This window comes from Xanthomonas sp. AC360, from assembly GCF_979258225.1.
Window position 1 is genome coordinate 2,957,137 of the sequence record NZ_OZ409846.1, and the last position, 20,054, is coordinate 2,977,190.

At 64.2% G+C, this 20,054-nt stretch carries 16 protein-coding genes and 1 other RNA gene; 12 read left to right on the forward strand and 5 right to left on the reverse strand.

What is annotated here, in order from left to right; translation table 11 throughout:
- Positions 1-162: 162 nt before the first annotated feature.
- From ACZZ0O_RS12765 to rplS, 6 genes are all read left to right on the forward strand, one after another.
- Positions 163-1,239: an NAD(P)H-dependent flavin oxidoreductase gene (locus ACZZ0O_RS12765; protein WP_463590932.1), complete on the forward strand. Its 1,077-nt coding sequence runs from the start codon at positions 163-165 to the stop codon at positions 1,237-1,239.
- Positions 1,230-2,027, forward strand: coding sequence for an aminotransferase class IV family protein (locus ACZZ0O_RS12770; RefSeq protein ID WP_463590933.1), 798 nt, complete (start codon positions 1,230-1,232; stop codon positions 2,025-2,027). Before ACZZ0O_RS12765 ends, ACZZ0O_RS12770 begins: the two co-directional genes overlap by 10 nt.
- A 109-nt stretch (positions 2,028-2,136) precedes the next feature.
- A complete protein-coding gene (rpsP, locus tag ACZZ0O_RS12775; protein WP_005989876.1) occupies positions 2,137-2,397 on the forward strand; it encodes a 30S ribosomal protein S16 in 261 nt (86 codons plus the stop codon).
- A gap of 43 nt (positions 2,398-2,440) precedes the next feature.
- On the forward strand, positions 2,441-2,953 hold the full coding sequence (rimM, locus tag ACZZ0O_RS12780; protein WP_115512231.1) for a ribosome maturation factor RimM: 513 nt from the start codon (positions 2,441-2,443) through the stop codon (positions 2,951-2,953).
- 65 nt (positions 2,954-3,018) lie between these two features.
- Positions 3,019-3,792, forward strand: coding sequence for a tRNA (guanosine(37)-N1)-methyltransferase TrmD (gene trmD, locus ACZZ0O_RS12785; RefSeq protein WP_055845432.1), 774 nt, complete (start codon positions 3,019-3,021; stop codon positions 3,790-3,792).
- Positions 3,793-3,937: 145 nt separating this feature from the next.
- The gene (gene rplS, locus ACZZ0O_RS12790) at positions 3,938-4,348 is read left to right on the forward strand and encodes a 50S ribosomal protein L19 (RefSeq protein WP_055845430.1); all 411 of its coding nucleotides are present in this window, start codon (positions 3,938-3,940) and stop codon (positions 4,346-4,348) included.
- Between the two features lie 588 nt (positions 4,349-4,936).
- On the opposite strand, the gene ACZZ0O_RS12795 is transcribed toward rplS, so the two are convergent.
- The gene (locus ACZZ0O_RS12795; protein ID WP_463590934.1) at positions 4,937-6,412 is read right to left on the reverse strand and encodes an MATE family efflux transporter; all 1,476 of its coding nucleotides are present in this window, start codon (positions 6,410-6,412) and stop codon (positions 4,937-4,939) included.
- A 445-nt stretch (positions 6,413-6,857) separates the two neighbouring features.
- Here ACZZ0O_RS12795 and ACZZ0O_RS12800 point away from each other — a divergent pair, with 445 nt between their 5' ends.
- On the forward strand, positions 6,858-7,265 hold the full coding sequence (locus ACZZ0O_RS12800) for an RNA-binding S4 domain-containing protein (RefSeq protein WP_104614103.1): 408 nt from the start codon (positions 6,858-6,860) through the stop codon (positions 7,263-7,265).
- A gap of 268 nt (positions 7,266-7,533) precedes the next feature.
- Here the strand turns inward: ACZZ0O_RS12800 and ACZZ0O_RS12805 are convergent.
- The 4 genes from ACZZ0O_RS12805 to mutS all read right to left on the reverse strand — a co-directional run bounded on the left by ACZZ0O_RS12805 (position 7,534) and on the right by mutS (position 13,795).
- Positions 7,534-7,607: non-coding RNA, sX9 sRNA (locus ACZZ0O_RS12805), on the reverse strand.
- Positions 7,608-7,669: 62 nt separating this feature from the next.
- The gene (gene katG / locus ACZZ0O_RS12810; RefSeq protein ID WP_463590935.1) at positions 7,670-9,916 is read right to left on the reverse strand and encodes a catalase/peroxidase HPI; all 2,247 of its coding nucleotides are present in this window, start codon (positions 9,914-9,916) and stop codon (positions 7,670-7,672) included.
- 355 nt (positions 9,917-10,271) lie between these two features.
- Complete coding sequence (locus tag ACZZ0O_RS12815) at positions 10,272-10,886, reverse strand: DUF937 domain-containing protein (RefSeq protein WP_463590936.1); 615 nt, start codon at positions 10,884-10,886, stop codon at positions 10,272-10,274.
- A gap of 287 nt (positions 10,887-11,173) precedes the next feature.
- A complete protein-coding gene (gene mutS, locus ACZZ0O_RS12820; protein ID WP_463590937.1) occupies positions 11,174-13,795 on the reverse strand; it encodes a DNA mismatch repair protein MutS in 2,622 nt (873 codons plus the stop codon).
- Positions 13,796-14,739: 944 nt separating this feature from the next.
- Here mutS and ACZZ0O_RS12825 point away from each other — a divergent pair.
- The 5 genes from ACZZ0O_RS12825 (at position 14,740) to ACZZ0O_RS12845 (ending at position 20,050) form a co-directional block, all read left to right on the forward strand.
- The gene (locus ACZZ0O_RS12825; protein ID WP_115561629.1) at positions 14,740-15,270 is read left to right on the forward strand and encodes a VOC family protein; all 531 of its coding nucleotides are present in this window, start codon (positions 14,740-14,742) and stop codon (positions 15,268-15,270) included.
- Positions 15,263-16,435: a tryptophan 2,3-dioxygenase family protein gene (locus tag ACZZ0O_RS12830; protein WP_463590938.1), complete on the forward strand. Its 1,173-nt coding sequence runs from the start codon at positions 15,263-15,265 to the stop codon at positions 16,433-16,435. Before ACZZ0O_RS12825 ends, ACZZ0O_RS12830 begins: the two co-directional genes overlap by 8 nt.
- Positions 16,436-16,520: 85 nt before the next feature.
- Entirely contained in the window at positions 16,521-17,978 is a 1,458-nt protein-coding gene (locus ACZZ0O_RS12835; RefSeq protein WP_463590939.1) for an FAD-dependent oxidoreductase, read from the forward strand.
- A gap of 27 nt (positions 17,979-18,005) precedes the next feature.
- Positions 18,006-19,262: an aminotransferase class V-fold PLP-dependent enzyme gene (locus ACZZ0O_RS12840; protein ID WP_463590940.1), complete on the forward strand. Its 1,257-nt coding sequence runs from the start codon at positions 18,006-18,008 to the stop codon at positions 19,260-19,262.
- Entirely contained in the window at positions 19,259-20,050 is a 792-nt protein-coding gene (locus tag ACZZ0O_RS12845) for an SDR family oxidoreductase (RefSeq protein ID WP_463590941.1), read from the forward strand. The genes ACZZ0O_RS12840 and ACZZ0O_RS12845 overlap by 4 nt, the downstream gene beginning before the upstream one ends.
- The last annotated feature ends 4 nt before the right edge of the window (positions 20,051-20,054 follow it).

Here is a 20,054-nt window from a genome sequence, read left to right on the forward strand (position 1 = left end):
TTATATAGTGATGTTGCGCGCTGTTTGGTTGGCATTTAATTGTCTTGCGATTCTTCAGGCAATCCTATGAGAATTTGATTTTTGATCTGCATGGTGCCCAATGCCGATTGTTTAGTTCTTCGGTGCATACTGAGTCTTAGGTTGTGACATTTTAAGGTCTGGATGAATCGCTCTCGCTCAGGTCGCGCTGCCTCTTTCTGTAGCCGCTTCGGGCTGCGTCTGCCGATCCTGCTCAGCCCCATGGCCGGCGCCTGCCCGGTGCCGTTGTCGGTCGCTGTCGCCAACGCGGGTGGCATGGGCGCGATGGGGGCAGTGTTATCGCAGCCGCAGGATATCGTTGCGTGGATGGCCGCATTTGGTGAAGCGAGTGCCGGGCCTGCGCAGGTCAATCTGTGGATTCCCGATCCGGCGCCTGTGCGCGATGCAGAGGCAGAAGCGCGCCTGCGCGGGTTTCTTGCGCAGTGGGGCCCGCCGGTGGCCGAGACCGCAGGTGATGCCACCCCAGCTGACTTCGATGCGCAGTTCGAGGCCCTGCTCGACGCGCGCCCGGCGGTGGCCTCCTCGATCATGGGGGTGTTCCGGCCCGACCAGGTCGCGCGGCTGAAGGCGGCCGACATCGCCTGGTTCGCCTGCGCCACCACCCTGGAGGAAGCACGTGCGGCGCAGGCTGCCGGTGCCGACGCGGTGGTGGCGCAAGGTGCTGAAGCCGGCGGCCATCGCGGCGCGTTCGATGCCAGTCAGGCAGCGCAGCAGATGACCGGTTTGTTCGCGTTGCTGCCGCGGCTCGTCGATGGGCTGGAGATTCCGGTCATCGCTGCTGGAGGTATCGCCGATGCGCGCGGCATTGCCGCGGCGCTGACGCTGGGCGCCAGCGCGGTGCAGATTGGCACCGGCCTGCTGCGCACGCCCGAAGCCGCACTGCCCAGCGCCTGGGCCGATGCGCTTGCGGCCGCCGAGCCGGAACACACCCAGCCAACCCGCGCATTTTCCGGGCGCCTGGGGCGGGTCTTGCTCACGCCTTATGTGCGTGCGGCGGCCGCTGCGGATGCAGCGCCGCCGGCGCCGTATCCGGTGCAGCGCGGCTTGACTGCACCAATGCGCCAGGCGGCAGCGCGCGACAACCGTCTGGCGTCGATGCAGGCCTGGGCGGGCCAATCGGCGTGGATGGCGCCAGTGCAGCCGGCCGGTGAGCTGGTTACGCACTGGTGGACGCAGGCGCAGGCACTGCTATGTCGCTGATCTTCTGCAATGGCGCGCCGGCGAGCGCGCAACAGCTCGGTGCTGCGGCGCTGATCAACTACGGCCACTTCACCACGCTGCAGGTGCGCAACGGAGCAGCGCTGGGGTTGGATCTGCATCTGCAGCGCCTGCAAGAGGGCAGCCGCGCGCTGTTCGGGCAGGAACTGGAAGCGGACCAGCTGCGGGCGCAGTTACACGCTGCGCTGGTGGCATCGGCCATGGCGGATGCCAGTCTGCGCGTCACCGTGTTCGCGCCCGACTACGATTTCCGCAATCCGTTGCGCGAGGTCGCACTGGATGTGCTGGTCGCCATCTCGCCGCCGGCGGACATGCCCGAGACCGGGCTCCGCGTGCAGGTCACCGATTACGTGCGCGAACGGCCGGAACTCAAGCATGTCGGTACCTTTCCACTGTTGCACCTGCGCCGGCTGGCCATGCAGGCCGACCATGACGATGTCGTGCTGCAGGACCGCCAGGGCAGGGTGCTGGAGGGGGCGTTCTGGAATCTGGGGCTGTGGGAGCGCGGCGGGTTGGTCTGGCCGCAAGGGGCGTCGCTGTTGGGTACCCGGCAGCAGTTGCTGCAGTCCGGCCTGAAAACGCTGGGCGTCACGCAGGTCAGCCGCCCGGTGGAGCTGAGCGAGCTGGACCGCTTCGATGGCGCATTCGCCTGCAACGCGCGTGGGCAGCAGGCCATCGTGGCGCTGGGGCCGGCGCGTTGGGGGCCGCATGCCGCGCAGTTGCCGCTGCTGGAGCGGGCCCTGCAAACCCATGCCTGGCAAGCGATCTGAGCGATCTGGGGTGCCGGCGCCGGCTGACTTGGCTTCGCCGCCGGAGCCCGCTATAATCGCCGGCTTACCGCGCCACTCTGGCGACTGGGCAACTCAGGAAAACAACACCATGGTCAAGATTCGACTGACCCGCGGCGGCGCCAAGAAGCGTCCGTTCTACCACATCATCGTGACCGACGTGCGCAGCGCGCGCGACGGCCGCAACATCGAGCGTCTGGGTTACTACAACCCGGTTGCACAGGGCGCAGAACCGCGCATCGTGCTGGACGTTGCACGCGTCGACCATTGGGTCGGCCAGGGCGCGCAGCTGACCGACAAGGTGCGTAACCTGTATCGCGAAGCATCCAAGTCCCAGGCCGCTGCGGCCTGATCTTGAGGGCCGGGCGTCGCCGCCTGGCCCAGAGTCGACGCAGATGAAGCCGACCGAGCGCCGCATCCTGTTAGGCAGGGTTGTCGGCGCTTTTGGTGTCAAGGGCGAGCTCAAGCTCGAATCCTGGACCGAGCCGCGCAGTGCGATCTTTCGGTATCAGCCGTGGATCGTGCGCACGCCATCGGGACAGGAAACGGTTGTGAGCGGCGTACGCGGGCGCGATCAGGGCAAGAACCTGATTGCGGTGTTCCCGGACGTGACCGACCGCGATACGGTCGAGGCCATGCACGGGACCGAAATCTATGTCTCCCGCAGCGTCTTGCCGCCACCAAAGCCCGACGAGTACTACTGGGTGGATCTGGAAGAGTTGCAGGTGGAAACCGTCGAGGGCGTCAAGCTCGGGACGGTCTCGCATCTGTTTTCCACCGGGTCCAACGATGTGGTCGTCGTGCGCGGCGATCGCGAGCGGCTGATCCCGTTTGTGCTGCCGGAGTTCGTCAAATCGGTGGACTTCGAGGCCAATCTGATCGTGGTCGACTGGGATCCGGATTTCTGATCGAAGCGGTGCCTCGACTTCGCTCTTGCTCTACCCATTCCCCAATCCCGATTCCCGATTCTTAAGTGCGCATCGACGTCATCAGCCTGTTCCCGGAGTTCATCGCGCAATGCGCGGCGTTCGGTGTGGTCGGGCGGGCGCAGGAGCGTGGCTTGCTTGAGCTGCAGGGCTGGAATCCGCGCGACCATGCGCAGGGCAATTACCGCCGGGTGGACGACCGCCCGTTCGGTGGCGGGCCCGGCATGGTGATGTTGATCGAGCCGTTGCGGGCTTGTCTGGATGCGGTGCAAGCCGCAGATGCACGGCCGGCACCGGTGATCTACCTCAGCCCGCAAGGGCGGCCGCTCACCCAGCCGCTCGCACGCGAGCTGGCGCAGTTGCCGCGCATGATCTTGTTGTGCGGGCGCTACGAGGGTGTGGACGAGCGCTTCCTGGCGCAGGCAGTGGATCTGGAAATCTCCATCGGCGACTACGTGTTGTCCGGTGGCGAGTTGGGCGCTGCAGTCCTTGTGGATGTGGTGACGCGGTTGCAGGACGGTGTGTTGAACGACGCCGAATCTGCCGCGCAGGACAGTTTCGAAGGCCCGCAAGGCCTGCTGGATTGCCCGCACTACAGCCATCCATCGACCCATGCCTGGGGCGATGTGCCGGACGTGTTGCGCTCCGGTAACCACGGCGCCATCGCGCGCTGGCGCCGCCAGCAGTCGCTGGGCCGGACCTGGCTGCGACGCCCGGACCTGTTGGACGAGGCTGGGTTGGACAAGAACGATCGCCGTCTGTTGGACGAGTTTCGCCGCGAACTCGCCCCAAGCGACGATAAACCCGGTAACGAGAAATAAGGGCTCACCCCTAGCTCTTGCAAGATTGATTGGGGTACAATATGCGGCTTGCTGGTCAGCCTTGCGTCTGGCCCTCTTTACGAACCTCGAGCAATCGCCGTGCGGCGACTGCCGGTCCAATATCACCAGACACGCGGTGCCCATCATGAGCAAACTCAACAAGACCATCCTGGCTGACTTCGAAGCCGCCCAGATTCAGCGCAAGCTGCCGGAATTCAACCAGGGCGACACCGTTGTGGTGAACGTCAAGGTGAAGGAAGGCAACCGCGAGCGCGTGCAGGCCTATGAGGGCGTCGTGATCGGTACCAAGAATGCCGGCCTGAACTCCGCCTTCACCGTGCGCAAGATCTCGCACGGCTTCGGCGTCGAGCGCGTGTTCCAGACCCACAGCGCCATCATCGACTCGGTCGAAGTGAAGCGCCGCGGTAAGGTCCGCGCCGGCAAGCTGTACTACCTGCGTGGTCTGGAAGGCAAGGCTGCCCGCATCAAGGAAGATCTGGCCGCCGCTGCACAGGCCAAGGCCGCTCGCCAGGCTGCTGCCAAGGCCGCCGAGTAAGCCACACTGGCAGGTCGTTAAGATCTGCCTTTGCCAGACGGCCGCCTTCGGGCGGCCGTTTGCGTTTGTGGGATGGAAAATGTCGACCACGCTCAGGGCGTGCTTTTTTAGGGTGCGCTCAGTGGGCGATGCGCTGATGCTGATGCCTTCGCAGTGGCGGATTGCGCGCTTTGCAGATCGCTAGCCGTCATCGACTCAGATGGAAGGCACTCGCTGCATCCGGTCCCTGGAGTGGATGCACGTCAGCAAACAATCGCATGTCGATCCACTCTACGTGTCTGGGACCTAGGGTCTGCGCGATGGATGCAGCAACCTACGGACCTGCTCACTCACGGCGCTGTAAAACCGCTGCACTGTTTCAGGCACGGCCAAGTGCAGCGCAGATGCTGCTTGGTCGTCAGGATGTCAGGCGTTGCTGGATGCCGATGGATGACGACATCCGGCGGACAGCATGAAGCCGCTTGGATTTATCACGTGTCAGTCATCGGGTCTGCGCGACATCTGGAAGCCAATCAACGCATCTGCGCACCGGCATTGATCGCACGGCTTGGCTGCGCTTGGCCTGCACGTTCCGCTTGGCGTGCACGTTCAGTGCGATCGTGTCTGCGTCTGCTCGGCGGTGGGTGCGGTATCGGCGACCGGCGAAGCGGGATGTGCGGGTACTTCAGCCGGGGCGGCCAGTGCTGACGGATGCGTCGGTGTGGCCAGCATGCGCGCCTTGCGCCAGCCGCCCCAGCGGTAATACGCCAGCGACAGCAGCATCGAGCAGGTCGAGCTGATCGGAAAGCTCCACCACACCGCATCAGCCCCAAGATGCGGCAGCAACACGTTGGCCAACGGCACGCGCACGCCCCATAGCGAAAACGCCAGGATCAATAGCGGCGGGATCACCGCGCCGGTGGAGCGCACCACGCCCGACACCACAAAGCTGACACCGAACAGCAGGAACGACCAGATCGCGATGTGGTTGAGATGCCGCGCAATCTCCAACGTGGCGCTGCCTGCGGGCAGAAACAGGGCAAGGGTCCAGCGATCGAACCCGATCAACAGCACAATCAGCAGGCCGGTCATCAGAAAGTTGGCGGCGATGCCGGTGCGAGCGATGGCATCCACGCGCGACCACAGGCCGGCACCCACGTTCTGGGCGGCCATCGACGAACAGGCGGCGCCGACGGCCATTGCCGGCATTTGCACGTAATTCCATAGCTGCAGCCCGGCACCGAACGCGGCCGCAGTGTCGGTGCCGAAGCCGTTGACCAGCGACAGCATTGCGATCATCGCCAGCGAGATCATCACCATCTGCAGGCCCATCGGCACACCTTTGACGATGAGCGCGCGCAAGATGGCCGGGTCGATGCGGAACAGATGCAGATCGCGCCGTCCCAGCCACAACACGTGGCGTTTCTTGCGCAGATAGAGCAGCAGGCCGGCCAGTGCCACGACCTGCGCGATCAGCGTGGCCCAGGCCGCGCCGGCAATGCCCAGCGCAGGAAATGGACCGATGCCAAACAGCAGTAACGGGTTGAACACGATATCCAGCAGCACCGACAACAATAGAAACCGGAATGGCGTGCGCGCATCACCGGTACCGCGCAACGCCGCCGACAGGAAGGCGAACAGATACAGCGTTGGCATCGCCAGGAAGATCACCCGCAGATAGTCTTCGGCCAGCGTCTGCGAGGCGGCCGGCGTGCCCATGGCAGTGAGCAGGTGCGGCGCCAGATACCAGCCGAGCACGGCAATCACCGCCGACAGCCCGCCGAAGAAACTCGCGCTGGTGCCCATTACCTTGCGTGCCTGCGCGATGTCGCGCGCGCCCATGGCCTGTCCGATCAGGATGGTGGAGGCCATGCCGATGCCGAACACCGAACCGATCAGGAAGAACATGATGCTGTTGGCGTTGGCTGCTGCGGTCAGCGCTTCTTCGCCGAGATAGCGGCCGATCCAGATCGCATTGACCGAGCCGTTGAGCGACTGGGCGATGTTGCCGGCCATGATCGGCAGGGCGAACAACAGCAGGTTCTTACCGATCGGGCCTTCGGTCAGGACAGCGGATTTGGGCATCGCAGGCGTATCGTCGCGCAGAAGCTGCGCACACTAGCATTGCGCGGGTGAGATCCGATGCAGTGCCATTTGGTTTGCGCTGCAGATGTCGGGCTGGGACACGCTCCACGTTCGATACCAGCGGTGACCGCCTTTGCAAGATGTTGCGCTTGCTGTTCGGGATGCGCTGCAGAGCAGGGGCGTGTCCCTCATCCGGCGCTGCGCGCCACCTTCTCCCGCGGGCGGGAGAAGGGCCGGGGTTTGCGAGCATTTGATGGATCGGTGTTGCACACGGACAACAGGTCGCTTCCCCCGCCTGCGGGGGAAGGTGCCCGCAGGGCGGATGGGGGGCCGCGCCGACCATCGACCTGGTAAGCGATCACCATCGCAGGGTTGACGGTCCAGCTTGAGTTCCCGAATGGCTGCCCAAACATTGCTTACCTGATAGAACGAGACAGCAAGACGCATGAATCTGGAGCTGGAACAGGGCAAGACGGTCCGGCTGGATGTGTGGCTGTGGGCCGCGCGCTTTTTCAAGACGCGCAGCCTGGCCAAGACGGCGGTGGAGACCGGCAAGGTGGATGTGGCCGGTCAGCGACCCAAGCCATCGCGCACGCTGCGCAGCGGCGAGCAATTGCGTATCGACCGTGGTGGCGAAATCTTCGAGGTCACGGTCGCCGCACTCAGCGACGTGCGCGGCCCCGCGCCGGTTGCGCAGGCGCTGTATGTGGAGGGCGACGCCTCACGCGAGGCGCGTGCGCAATGGCGGCTGCAGCGCGCTGCCGAACGCACCGGTTACCGCGCACCGGAAGGAAAACCAGACAAGCGTGCCCGCCGGTTGATCAACGCGTTGGGCGATATCGACGCGTTGTAAAAAATCAGTGGGTGCGGGGACGCATGCGCTGCACGGGGGCGGTCATGGCAGACCATTGCTGTGGCTATTAGGGCGTGCGATTCAGCTGAAAACCTGCGCTCCTGTCGAAGGAGGCTCGCTGTTGTTCGGGGTGATGGCGATGCTGAGCAGCAACGTATCTGATCAACAGCATCACGGCAGTCGGAACGCATAGCACTACGTCTGCAGTGCCGCAAAACAAAACGCCCCGGATATCCGGGGCGTTTGCGTTACTGCTGCGGCTTGGAGCGGCTGACAAATCATAGCGAGCAGTCGTCAGGTCGCTGTGGACAGCGCACTCGGAACCACCGTGGATTAGTCCGTGCCGGTTCCAAGCACCGACTGGGCTTGCCTCGCGGCGAACACAGTCGGTGTGTTAGCTGCGCTTAGGCCAGATCGAACCGATCCAACTGCATGACCTTGGTCCAGGCGGCGACGAAGTCGTGCACGAACTTCTCCTGTGCATCGGCGCTGGCGTAGACCTCGGCCACCGCACGCAGGATGGAGTTGGAGCCGAACACCAGATCCACGCGTGTGCCGGTCCATTTGTGTTCGCCGCTGCTGCGGTCGCGGCCTTCGTACAGCTCCTTCGCGTCCGAGGTCGCTTTCCATTCGGTGCGCATATCGAGCAGGTTGGCGAAGAAGTCGTTGCTCAGTACGCCGGGGCGGGTGGTGAACACACCATTCTTCGCGTCGCCTGCGTTGGCACCGAGCACGCGCAGGCCGCCGACCAGCACGGTCAACTCCGGTGCGGTCAGGGTCAACAGCTGTGCCTTGTCGATCAGCAATGCTTCGGCAGGCACCGCGTAGCGGCGCTTGGCGAAGTTGCGGAAGCCATCGGCCACCGGCTCTAGGACGGCGAACGATTCGACATCGGTCTGTTCCTGCGAGGCATCGGTGCGGCCCGGCGCGAACGGCACGGTGACGCTGTGGCCTGCGGCGTGCGCTGCATGTTCCACCGCAGCGTTACCGGCAAGCACGATCAGGTCGGCCAGCGAAATCTTCTTGCCACCCGATTGAGCGGCATTGAAGTCGGCCTGGATGCGCTCCAGCGTGCCGAGCACCTTGGCCAGCTGTTCGGGTTGATTGGCCTGCCAGTCCTTTTGCGGTGCCAGGCGGATGCGTGCACCGTTGGCGCCGCCGCGCTTGTCCGAGCCGCGGAAGGTGGACGCCGAGGCCCAGGCGGTGGTGACCAGCTGCGCCACGCTCAGGCCGGAAGCGAGGATGGTCTGCTTCAGCGCAGCGGCATCCTGCGCATCGACCAGTGCATGATCGACCGCCGGCACCGGGTCCTGCCACAGCAGTTCTTCGGCCGGCACGTCCGGGCCCAGGTAGCGGGCACGCGGACCCATGTCGCGGTGGGTGAGCTTGAACCAGGCGCGCGCAAACGCATCGGCGAACTGGTCCGGGTGGGCGTGGAAGCGGCGCGAGATGGCTTCGTACGCCGGGTCAAAGCGCAGCGCCAGATCGGTGGTCAGCATGGTGGGGCGATGCTTCTTCGCCGCGTCGTGCGCATCGGGAATGATGGCGTCGGCAGTCTTGGCCACCCACTGGTGCGCACCGGCCGGGCTCTTGCTGAGTTCCCACTCGAACTTGAACAGATGATCGAAGAAGTCGTTGCTCCACTGCGCGGGCGTAGTGGTCCAGGTGACTTCCAGGCCGCTGGTGATGGTGTCGGCGCCCTTGCCGCTGCCGTAACGGTTGTGCCAGCCCAGGCCCTGACTTTCCAGCTCACCGGCTTCCGGCTCGGCACCGACGTTATCGGCCGGGCCGGCACCGTGGGTCTTGCCGAAGGTGTGGCCGCCGGCGATCAGCGCCACGGTCTCTTCGTCGTTCATCGCCATGCGCGCGAAGGTGTCGCGGATGTCGTGTGCGGCGGCAACCGGGTCGGGCTTGCCGTCCGGGCCTTCCGGGTTGACGTAGATCAGGCCCATCTGCACGGCGGCCAGCGGATTTTCCAGATCGCGGGTGTGCTTGACCTGGCTGTCGTCGTCCTTGACCAGCACGCCGTGCGCTTCGTCCACGCCCGGCGAGCCGTGCGCATAGCGGTCGTCGCCCCCCAGCCACTTGGTTTCGCGGCCCCAGTACAGGTCCTGATCCGGCTCCCAGGTGTCTTCGCGGCCAGCGGCAAAACCAAAGGTCTTGAAGCCCATCGATTCAAGCGCGACGTTGCCGGTGAGAATCATCAGGTCGGCCCAGGAAATGGCCTGGCCGTACTTCTGCTTGATCGGCCACAGCAGGCGGCGCGCCTTGTCCAGGCTCACGTTGTCCGGCCAGCTGTTGAGCGGTGCGAAGCGCTGCTGGCCGCGACCGCCGCCGCCGCGGCCATCGCCGATGCGGTAAGTGCCGGCGCTATGCCAGGCCATGCGCACGAACAGCGGGCCGTAATGGCCGAAGTCGGCCGGCCACCAGTCCTGCGAGTCGGTCATCAGCGCACGCAGTTCCTGCTTGAGCGCGGGCAGGTCGATGCGCTTGAACGCCTCGGCGTAACTAAAGGTCTGGCCCAGCGGGTTGGACTTGGTCGAATGCTGGCTGAGCAGATCCACGCGCAATTGCTGCGGCCACCAATCGCGATTGGTGGTTCCGGCGCCGACGACGGCGTGGTTGATCGGGCACTTTGCTTCGGTGGTCATGGCAATACCTATGTGCGTGAGCACTTGGGGAGCTGCGTGCCGATGCGCGACACGTGCTGGTGGAATCGAAGTGGAGCAGTGCGTGAGGCGTGGTCATCGATGACGAAAACAATGCGGCAGCCGCTCCACGACGGCTGCCGGCCCTGCCGATGCTAGCGGCTGTCTGGCGCCGCAAGTGCGATCTGGCTGACGGGAGACGCAACAGACAGGCGGATGCTTCAGGCGGACTCATCATGGCGGTGTTGGCACACGATAAAGAGCATCGATCATTTGGTGAATTCGAATTATTCAACCATATCGATAGCGTCGCACTATGGATAGCACGGCGGTGCCCACTCGGTGCAGCGCCCCGTGGTCAGCGTTTGCCGAACAGGCTGCCGCCCAACTTCATGACATCGCCCAGACCCAACTGGCCATCGCCGTCCTGATCCAGCACGCTGGTCAGCAAACTGCCGGCACTGCCAGTGCTGCGGACCTGCTGATGTTCCTGCGCCAGGGCAGGGCCGAGTTGAGTGCTGGTTGCCGCACCGCCACCAAGAAACCGTTTGGCCAGGTACGCCATCACGATGGGCGCGAGCAGCTGCAGCAGTTGTCCGGCCTTGCTGGGTTCAAGCCCGGTGGCCTGGCCCAGGCCGGCCGCCGCCTGCGGTGCCTTGTCGCCGAACAGATGGCTCACGATGCCGGCACCGTTGGCTTGCTGCCCGCCAGCCGAACCGCCCAGCAACGCACCGAACAGGCTGCCGATGTCCGGACTGGCGGCGTGATCGCGCTGCAGGGCGCCCAGCAAGGCATCGGTGCCGCCGGCTTGCTGGCTGTTGCGTCCCAGCGCGCCCATCAACAGCGGTAGCGCGGTCTGCACCGCCGATTGGGCCTGCTCGGGCGCAATGCCCAGGCGGCTGGCGAGTTGTTGCAACTGCGGGCCTTGCAATTGCGCGGCCAGCTGATCGGTCAGCGAGGCAGAGGTGGTCATGCGTCGGGTTCCCTGTTGGACAAAGCGTTGCGGCAGGGTGCGCCTGTCGCAGCGTCAGAGCAATCCACCCGCGCACTCGCGCGCGCGAAGCGTGATCCAAGGCGGCTGCGTAGCGCTCACCGCCAAGCGGCGAAGCGAACGCATCTGGTCACGAGAGCAATGGGGTATTTGCACACCGTGCGTTGAAGAAAAACCACCTAACTGCGCTCTAACCAATCCCTAATCCCGACTCCCTAATCCCGCTCTCAGACTAACCAATCCCTAATCCCGACTCCCTAATCCCGCCCTCACAGCAATGCCTTCAACCGATACAGCGCTTCCAGCGCCTGCTTGGGGGTGAGCTCGTCCGGGTCCAGCGCCTGCAGTGCTTCCTGCGCCGCGGAGGAGGGTGCGGTGAACAGCCCGAACTGTTGCGGGGCGTCCAGGGCAGCGGGCGCCATGTGTGCGCTATGACTTTCGCCGCCGCGTTGCTCCAGCTCGGCCAGGCGACGCCGCGCCTGCGTCACCGCCGCCTTGGGCAGGCCGGCCAGTGCGGCCACCTGCAGACCGAAGCTGCGATTGGCCGGGCCGTCTTTGACCGCATGCATGAACACCAGACGCTCGCCGTGTTCCACCGCATCCAGGTGCACGTTCGCTATGCCGCTGGCGCCGCCTGCATGCGATTCGTCGGCCAGCGCGGTGAGCTCGAAGTAATGCGTGGCAAACAGCGTGTAGCAACGATTGGTGTGCGCCAGATGGCGCGCCACCGCATCGGCCAAGGCAAGACCGTCGTAGGTGGACGTGCCCCGGCCGATCTCGTCCATCAACACCAGCGAATGCGGCGTGGCGTGATGCAGGATGTAGCTGGTTTCGGCCATTTCCACCATGAAGGTGGATTGCCCGCGCGCCAGGTCGTCGCCAGCGCCGATACGGGTGAGGATGCGATCGATCGGCCCGATCACCGCGCGGCTGGCCGGCACGAAGCTGCCGATATGCGCCAACAACACGATCAACGCGTTCTGTCGCATATAGGTCGATTTACCGCCCATGTTCGGGCCGGTGATGACCAGCATGCGGCGGTCGGTGTGCAGGTCCAGATCGTTGGGTTCGAACGGTTGGTCGCGCACTGCTTCCACCACCGGGTGGCGGCCGCGTTCGATGCGCAGGCATGGCGCGCTGTCCAGTTCGGGCTGCGCCCAGTCCAGCGCCTGCGCGCGCTCGGCGAAGGCGGCCAGCACATCCAGCTCGCTCAGTGCGTTGGCGCAGCGCTTGAGGCCTTCCAGCTCGCTGCCCAGCGCATCGAGCAACCCCTCGTACAGCAGCTTTTCGCGCGACAGCGAGCGCTCGCGTGCCGACAGCACCTTGTCTTCGAAGCTCTTGAGTTCTTCGGTGATGTAGCGCTCGGCATTGGTCAGGGTCTGACGGCGGCTGTAATGCAGCGGCGCCTTGTCGGCCTGTCCCTTGCTGATCTCGATGTAATACCCATGCACGCGGTTGTAGCCGACCTTGAGCGTGGCGATGCCGCTGCTGGCGCGTTCGCGTTGTTCCAGATCAATCAAAAATTGATCGGCATTGGTGGACAGCCGTCGCAACTCATCCAGATCGGCGTCGTAGCCGGTGGCGATGACGCCGCCATCGCTGAGCTTGAGCGGCGGTTGTTCGGCTACCGCGCCGATCAGCAAATGTGCGGTGGCGTCGTGCTCGCCCAGTTCGGCGAACAAGGTTTGCAGGCGCGGCGAATCCAGCGGCGCGAGGATGGTGCGTACCTTCGGCAGCAGGGCCAAGCCATCGCGCAGGGTGGAAAAATCGCGCGGGCGTGCCGAGCGCAATGCCACGCGCGTTAGGATGCGTTCCAGATCGCCAAGCGCGCGGAAGGCCTCGCGCACGTCGGCATCGGCGCCGGAATCGATCAGGCTGCCGACCGCGTGGTGACGTTGCATCAGCACATCGCGCAAGCGCAACGGACGATGCAGCCAGCGTCGCAGCAACCGGCCGCCCATCGGCGTGACCGTGCTATCGAGTACACCGAGCAAGGTATTGCGGGTATCGCCATCGACGCGCGTGTCCAGCTCCAGATGCCGGCGCGTGGCAGCGTTCATCGAGATCGCTTCGCTGGCCACTTCCATGGCGATGGAAGTCAGATGCGGCAGGCGCTGCTTCTGGGTTTCTTCCACATAGCCGAGCAGCGCGCCGGCGGCAGCGGTGGCGCACGGCTTGTCGTCGATGCCGAAGCCGGACAGGTCGTGCAGCTTGAAGAACGCCAGCAGTTGCCGGCGCCCGCTGTCTGCATCGAACAACCATGGCGGCCGGCGACGTACGCCGATGCGCCCGCGCAAAAATTCCGGCCAGTTGTCTTCGTCGGGCACCAGCAGTTCGGCCGGCTCCAGGCGCGCGATCTCCGCTTCCAGCGCGTCGACGCTGTCTACTTCATTGACCAAAAAACGTCCGCCGGCCAGATCGGCCCAGGCCAGGCCATAACCTTGCTTGCTGCGCGAGATCGCCATCAACAAGGTGTCGCGTCGCTCGTCCAGCAGCGCTTCGTCGGTGACCGTGCCCGGCGTGACGATGCGCACCACCTTGCGCTCGACCAGACCCTTGGCCAGCGCCGGGTCGCCGATCTGCTCGCAGATCGCCACCGACTCGCCCAAAGCCACCAGCCGCGCCAGATAGCCTTCGTAGGCATGCACCGGCACGCCGGCCATCGGAATCGGCGCGCCACCGGAGCTGCCGCGCTGGGTCAGCGTGATATCGAGCAGCCGCGCCGCCTTGCGCGCATCGTCGTAGAACAGCTCGTAGAAGTCGCCCATGCGGAAGAACAGCAGCAGATCGGGGTAGTCCGACTTGGCGGCGAAGAATTGCTTCATCAGCGGGGTGTGCTCGGGGGCCCCGCTGCTGGGCTTGGATTTGTCTTTGGTGTCAGTGCTTTGCAAGAAACGTCTTCCGAAATCTGGGCGCGGTGAGGGGCGGGCAGGCGATGGCGTGCAGGGCGTGCGGCAATGGCCTGCGGTGCGCCGCGTGCGGCGGCTGCGGTGGTCGGGTCGACCGGGGGAAGACAAGTTTAAGCCGAGCGGGCCGGAACCGCGATCCAGGGTGCAGCGCTGCACGCCTGGGCAGACGCACAAGCGGAGCGTTGCCGATGGGGTCAGAGCGGCGGGTTGGGTGCCCGGGCTCCGTGTGGGACATCCGCCGCAAATCGGGCCAGCGCCGCTTGCGATGATCGTGCGCGGCGTCGTGGCCACGCGTAGTCGATTCTTGTGCGGAGGTCGTCTGGTGAAGTGGCCATGCATCCGCTTCCAAGGTGTCATCTCAGTGAAAGTCCACGCTTCTTTATGGCTGCCGCGAAAGCTGGGGTAGATAATGGTTCCGCTTAAGTAACCATGTGGTGATTATGCTGGAATGAGATCTGTCTCGAGAAATTGATCTAAATCTCGAAGTTTCTGCAGGTACCTCCGATGATCTTCGGAAGATCTGCAGAGGACCACTTTGTGATGCATGTCTCGACGGATCTGCGTGCTCACCTGCAACTCTCGTGAAAAGTTGAATTTTCCCATCGGTAGCGATCTACGGCGCCCCCGGAAAAACTCGCGATCGATTGCAAATGCCTTCGAAAAATCGTTGAGGTATTACTAAAAATCTCCCGCTATAAGTGTTAAGTTCCATCTCGTTGTGGATGAGAACGCTTGCAGCCAGTCGGCTCTTCGCCAGCATCGCCGGTGGATGGGCTGCAAGGGGTAACTGCGTCCGATAGCTGCAGTCGCTATATCAAGCTGTGCGCAAGCGTGGCTGCGTGTTGTCGCTGGCTAGAAAATATGCATTGAAGACCTTTCATTTAATTGAAAGTCGAATTTCTATGGGCGGAATATGGGAGTGCGGTATGTTGAGTAAACTTCATCATGTAGGTTATCGCTGCCGGGATGCGGCAGAAACAGTGGGTTTCTATGCAGACACCCTGGGTTTGAAGTTTGCGGCGGCATTGATTGACCACGTTCCTTCCAGTGGTCTGAAGGCCACCAACAATAATGTCTTCTTTGAAATGGAAGACGGCAGCTATATCTGTTTCTTCGAGGTGCTTGGCAGTGCGCTGCCGCTGGTGCCGGTCGAGGAGGACTGGGCGCAGCATCTTGCCCTTGAAGTACGCGACAGCGAGCGGGCCGACGCACTCTGCGCCCGCTTGCGCGACAGCGGCGTCGAGGTGGAGGGGCCGGTGATCCACGACGTGGCCGGGGATGGACGGCATGCCGAATTGGCCAAGTCGTGGTACTTCCGCGACCCGAATGGGCATCGCCTGGAGTTGATCGTCAAGCCGGAGGTGGCGCAAACGGCCATCTGGGACGATCTGGAGAAGATGGCTTACGCCAATCTCGCCGCGTGGACGCAACTGAAAAGGGAGCATTTGCTTGGATGATGCTGGCCGGTTGAGTGCAGAGCCCGACCTGGCATCGCAGCAGCAAAAAGGCGCGAGGGCGGTCACGGCGAACTACTGGGACTACATCAAGGTCGAGCAGCTGCTGGCCCTGCAGGGAGGACTTGACGACGATGAGTCGGCGGTCAGCAACGACGAGGCCTTGTTCATCAGCGTGCACCAAGTCCACGAGCTGTGGTTCAAGCTGGTGCTGCGCGAATTGACCTTGACCCGTGACCTGCTCAATGCACCGGACGTGGCCGGGCATCAGGTTGTTGCCGGGGTGCGTTCGCTCCGTCGTGCAATCACGGTATTCGAGCAGGCGAATCAGCATTTTCGACTGATGGAAACGATGACGGCGCGCGACTTTCTGGAGTTTCGCGAGCGGTTGACGCCAGCCAGCGGGTTTCAATCGGCGCAACTGCGCGAGATCGAGATCCTGTTGGGTCTTGAAGATGCACAACGTATTTCCATCGGCGCGGGCTCCTATCGCGATGCGCTCAAACTGCCGGATGGCAGTCCCTCGACTGCTGCGCAACGTGTCGAAGCACGCGCCAAGGCCGGCCCATCCCTCAAGCAGTCTTTGTATGCATGGCTGGCTCGGCTACCGATCGATGGCGCCACGACGCCGACAGCGAAGGAGCACTTCGCGCGGCGCTACATTCAGGCGATGCGCGCCGACAGCGAGCGTCGTTGGCGTCTGGCCGCCGAGCGTGGCAGCAGCATAGAAGAGCTGCAGCGGCTGCGTGCGCGGCATGCGGCGGAAGACGATAGCGCCCAGGCGTTCCTGCTGGCCGACGAGCACGCGCAGCTCGACGCGCCCGCCCACGACGCACACCGTGCGGTACGTGCGGCCTTGGTGTTTGTCGAAAGTCATCGTGAGTTGCCGCAGCTTGCGTGGCCGCGCGAACTGCTGGAAAGCGTGGTCGAGCTGGAACAGGCGATGTTGATCTGGCGGCAACGGCATGCGCGCATGGTGGAGCGCTTCATCGGCCGTCGCGTTGGCACCGGCGGTTCCGCCGGTGTGGACTACCTGGATCAGACCGCGCTGCGCTACCGAATTTTTGCCGAACTGTGGACGGCGCGCTCGTTGTTGCTGCGCACCGCCAGCGTGCCTGTGCTCGACAACCCGGATGGGTATGGATTCGCGATGGAGGGCGGCCGATGATGCCGGGGTTTGTCGTCGCCACCCGTTTGCTGTTTGCGTACGACCTGTCGCCATGCCTGATCGATATGGGCGCAGGGTGTGCGCCATGACCGATACGTCGCAGGTGCTGGTGGTCGGCGGCAGCATCGCCGGCTTGATGAGCGCACTGGCGTTTGCCAGATACGGCTACCAGGTGACCGTGCTTGAACGCGACGGGGTCGTCGGTGGGTCGTCGCTGGCGGGCGATGCCCATCTGCCCACGCCGCGCTGGTGGCGCAAAGGCGTGCCGCAAGCCCGTCATACGCATGCGCTGGCCGCGCTGGGGCGGCAGGTGTTGCGCGAACGCGCGCCGGATATCTGGCAGGCGTTGCTGGATGCCGGCGCGGTCGAGATGCCGTTCGGCGCAACGCTTGCGCCAGGTGTCGCTGTGCCTCGCAACGATGATCCGGAGTTGTTCGGTCTGTCGACGCGCCGCTCGTTGATCGAGGACGTCGTTCGTGCGGTGGTGCTGGCAGAGCCGAACATCACGCTGCACGACGCGACCAGCGTTCACGGGCTGCTGGTTCGCGCCGACGACAGTCCACTGGTGGAAGGGGTGTGCAGCTCGCGCGGTGAGCTGCGCGCGGCGCTGACCATCGATGCGCTGGGTCGCGGCTCGGCCTTCGGCAAATGGTTGCGACAGGCCGGTGTGCAGACGCCCGATACCTTGGTGGACAACTGCGGGCTCGCATATTTCACGCGGTGGTATCGCTGCCGGCAGCGGCCGAACGTGCAACTCACTGCGGGTTTTTCGGTGGGTGGCTATGCCGCGTCCAGTGGCTGCATCGTGTGTCCCGCCGATAACGGCTATGTCTCCATCACGCTGATGGCACCGCATGGCGATAGCGCATGGCATGCCATGGTTGAGCCAGCGGTGTTCACTGCAGCTGCATGCGCACACGCCGGCATCGCGCCCTGGCTCGACGCTGGCGTCTGCGAGCCGGTATCGGATGTGCTGCGCTGGCCAGTGTGCGAAAACCGCTATCGGTCCGCGGTGGCGAGCGGCATGCCGACCGTGGCTGGGACCATCGCGGTCGGCGATGCGTTGTGCACCACCAATCCTACCTATACGCGCGGTATGTCCTTGGCGATGCGCTACGCATATGCCGTCGCCGATCTTGCGCATCGCGAAGGACTGGATGACCCGCTGCGGTTTGCCATCGATGCCGACGCGCTTGCAGAGCGTCTTGTGCGGCCCTGGTACGTCGATAGCGTGGCGCAAGACCACACACGCAGCGCGCTGTGGGCCGGCGAACCGCCAGCATTTCAGCACCCAGATGCGATCGGTTTGCCGCACATCGCTGCCGCTGCGCGCCATGATGCAGTGGTCTGGCACGCATTGGCGCGGCGCACGGGAATGCTTGAAGACCCGTCTGCAATTTTCAATCGGTACGACGTCGTAACGCGGGTGCGCAGTCTTGCCGCGACACCTCCCGTGCCATCGCCGGCCGCACCTTCGCGAGAGGCGCTGCTGCAGCTGATCGCTCAGCACCGCGTCGCGGCCGAGCCCACCCTTGTTTCCTGATCTGCCGTTGCCGAGAGGACGTGTCTGATGCAATCACCGTGGGAATCCGACGCACCGGCTGTGCGGATGAAGCAGCGTTTTTCGCTCGATCCAGGCGTCGCTTGTCTCAATCACGGCATGCTGGGGGCATGCCCCAACGCTGTACTGGAACGCCAGACGGCGTTTCGTGCGCAGATCGAGCGGTTGCCATCTATGTTCATCCTGCGCGATTTACCGCGTTTACTGGATGCCTCGCGCGAGGCGCTGGCTGGGGTCATCGGCGCCGATCCAGTCGACCTGGTATTGCTGCCCAATGTGACCACCGCATTGAGCGCGGTGCTGCGCTCGCGTTCTTTTACGCGCGACGACGAGATTCTGACCACCAACCATGCGTATTTGTCTGCACGCAATCTACTCGACTTTGTCTCCGGCAACACCGGGGCCACCGTGGTGGTTGCGCAGGTCGGCGTGCCGGTGTCGGACCCGCAGCGTGTCGTGCAGGCCGTGCTGGAACGAGTCACCCCGCGCACGCGGCTTGCCGTGTTGGATCACATCACCAGCCCGACCGGGATCGTATTTCCGATCGAAGCCCTGGTCGCGGCGCTGGCCGAACGTGGCATCGATACAGTGGTCGATGGTGCGCATGCACCAGGCATGTTGCCGTTGGATGTGCAGGCGATCGGAGCGGCGTATTACGCGGGCGATTGCCATAAATGGCTGTGCAGCCCGCGCGGCGCGGGATTTTTGCATGTGCGTCGCGATCGTCAGGCGGGCGTGCATCCGCCGGTGATCAGTCGCGGCTACGGCGACAACAGCAGCGCTCGCCCGCGGCTGCATCTGGAATTCGATTGGCTGGGTACCTCCGACCCGACGCCGTTGCTGTGCATTCCCGAAGCGATCGTTTTCCTGCAGAACGTGCTGCCTGGCGGCCTGCCTGCAGTGTTCGCACATCACCATGCGTTGGCGCTGCGCTGTGCGCACTACCTGACGGCGCGATTGCCGCTGAAACGCCTGGCCGCCGATGAACACCTGGGAAGCATGGTGGCGTTCGCGTTGCCGCCTCGCCTCTGCGCGGCGTATCCCGATGCGGCTGCGCTGCAGGACTGGCTGTACGACACCCATGCCATCGACGTGGCAGTGAACGCCTGGCCAGACAACGCGAGCTACGTGCTGCGCGTTTCCATGCAGGTCTATGCCGCGATGGAGGATGTGGTTCGACTGGGCGATGCGTTGCAAGGCGCCTTTGCTGCGCTGGACGAACGAGATGCGCTGATGCAGGCCGTCACTGCGGGAGTTGCGCGATGAATGCAATCGAGATCGATCGTCAACATGTGCTGATTACCGGCGGTGCAGGAGGTATCGGCGTCGAGCTGGTGCACGTTTTTGCGCAGGCCGGTTACAGGGTGAGCTTTACCTACCGCCCGGGGGAGGAGAGCCGGCAACGGGCGCAGGCGCTGCTCGATGAGGTCGGCGATGAGTACGTGCACGCACTGGAGCTGGATGTGGGCGACCAGCAGAGCCACGCGCAACTGATGCAGGCACTGTCTCTGCCGCTGGACATCGTGATCCACAACGCTGGCGTCGGCACCAAGACCGTTGAACGTGCGGCGGCCAGCTACAAGGAACAGGACGAGGTATTTTTCCGGGTCAATACGCTGGGGCCGCTGTGGCTCAGCGAGGATGTGATCCCGAGCATGCTGGCGCGCGGACACGGCAAGATTGTGTTCATGAGCTCGGTGGACGGCGGGATCACGCACTTTCCGCGCTTTCGCGCTGCCGATGGCATGAGCAAGGCGGCGGTGGCGTTTCTGGGGCGGCAACTTGCGGCCACCTACGCCTGCACAGGTATCGATGTCTTCACTGTCTGTCCTGGCGCCACCGACACGCCGATGTTTCAGGCCAGTACCTTGAATGCCTTGTCGGCCGACCAACGCCAGGCGCTTGAAGCATCGCTGCCCGGCGGGCGGTTGATCGCGCCGCGGGAGATTGCCGACCTGTGCTTTTACCTGTGCCGCGATGAGGCACGCATTCTACGCGGCGCGGTGATCGATGCTTCGCTTGGGCTGGGCGTGTGCCCGGCCGTCATGGGATAAGGGA